The sequence below is a fragment of the Paracoccus rhizosphaerae genome, assembly GCF_026162645.1.
In the GTDB taxonomy this organism is placed as follows: domain Bacteria; phylum Pseudomonadota; class Alphaproteobacteria; order Rhodobacterales; family Rhodobacteraceae; genus Paracoccus; species Paracoccus rhizosphaerae.
This window is the reverse complement of the sequence record NZ_JAOTBE010000157.1, coordinates 1-1,617: the sequence shown is the minus strand read 5'-3', so window position 1 is coordinate 1,617 and position 1,617 is coordinate 1. Positions and strand designations below refer to the sequence as shown.

1 protein-coding gene and 1 pseudogene are annotated in these 1,617 nt (G+C 60.0%); both read left to right on the top strand.

The window, feature by feature from the left end; all coding sequences use genetic code 11:
* Positions 1-379: 379 nt before the first annotated feature.
* Positions 380-535 (top strand): hypothetical protein, encoded by a 156-nt coding sequence (locus OC184_RS20085; RefSeq protein ID WP_265508942.1) that lies wholly within the window; start codon positions 380-382, stop codon positions 533-535.
* A gap of 666 nt (positions 536-1,201) precedes the next feature.
* Positions 1,202-1,617, top strand: a pseudogene (locus OC184_RS20080) (transposase); the annotation flags it as partial.

Genomic DNA, 1,617 nt, shown 5'->3' with positions numbered 1-1,617 from the left:
AGGCCTTCGCCCGCATCGACACCGAGGAGATCGACCCCATTCTCAGCATAACCACGAAAGCCGCCTGATCATGCCCTCAGGCCTCCCGGGAAATTACACCAGCTTGACGGACGTGACCCAAGATATGAGCCGCTTCCCAGATGAAACGAATATCATCATCTCATGCGGGCCAGTTGACGATCCGAGAACCTCTTGGTTGCCGGGAGGTCCCGCGCCATTGATGCGGCCTTATCGGCTGGCAAGAGAGAACGCGCGACAAGACGTCCATGCCGTAGGGCGTTAAGGATCGCCCTGTTTTATCGTCCTGTCGGGTGCCGAGCGTCGATCTTGACCGGAACAACAATCCGTTGCTGCCGTTATGGTGCAGGAGGATCAAATCATGACCACGGAACAACCCAAGCAGGACAATCCCGCGACCGATCCGGAGAACCGTCAGAACGGGCAGGGCGATCATCACGGCGAGCCGCATTCGCCGGAAGAGTTCGATACGATGAACCCGGCGAAGCCAGGAGAGTACAAGCAAGAGAACCAGTAGGAGAGAGCAACCCGCCTGTGCAGTGGTTGCCGGTCTCTCGCCGTCCGTCGCTTTGGCAAGGCGTGCCACTCACTGTAGTCCCGCTTGAGGCTTCCAGCAACTCGCACGGAGTTGGCTGAACCACGCGCTCGCCTCAGAAGCAAAGGCCGTCCCGTCGTGCCACGACGCATGCGTAACTGCGCAACCGGCGAGGTTTCGTCAGCGCTTTCCAGGATTTGAGCGGGATGCCGACACAATGGAAGGCCAGGAAGCGCCGGAAGGGTTCCCGGCGATCAGATAAGACGAAGGATTGGCCAAATTGTGCAACGTCAGCCAAGCTTCCTACTCAGGCAACCCTCCGAATTCTAACACCTGAGATGCATTATGAAACGGGACTGGCCGACCCGGTCAAGCTGCTCTGACACGACGGCGTCGGCATGTCGCGCTATAGCCAAGCGGCTGGAGCCGGGACGTTCATCTGGCCGACCAGCGCCACCGGCGGGACAGTGCAGATCTCGGCGGCGCAGCTTGGGTATCCTCCGAGGGCTTTAACAGGCCGCTGAAATAGTTGTCTCTCGACGTGGTTTAGGGAACATGATTCACCATCGGCACGATATCGGGCGGGTGGACTGCACCTGTTCCGTTCCGGTCTTCTGAGAGCGATGCTCTCTTCAAAGGAGACAGGATATGGCAGCGACACACAGCGAGGAGTTCAAGCGTGATGCGGTTCGCATCGCGCTCACCAGCGGCCTGACACGGCGTCAGGTTACGTCTGATCTTGGGGTCGGGCTTTCGACGCTCGGCAAATGGATCCGGTCGATGTCCGATGAGGCGAAGGCGCCGGAATGTGATGGTGATCTTCTCCGCGAGAACGAACGGTTGCGCAAAGAGAACCGCATACTGCGCGAGGAGAGGGAGGTGCTAAAAAAGGCGGCTCAGAAGCCGTGAAGTTCCGGTTCATTGCCAGCTATCGCGGCACCCTTTCCCGCAGCCGGTTGTGCCGCTTGATGGGCGTGACCGACCGTGGGTTGCGCGCCTGGCGGCGCAGGCCCCCGTCCATCCGTCAGCGGCGCGACATGGTGATCCTCGCGCATATCCGCGAC

Excerpts from the sequence above, each read along its gene's own strand:
- OC184_RS20085 (WP_265508942.1), top strand. The coding sequence starts at position 380 with ATGACCACGGAACAACCCAAGCAGGACAATCCCGCGACCGATCCGGAG.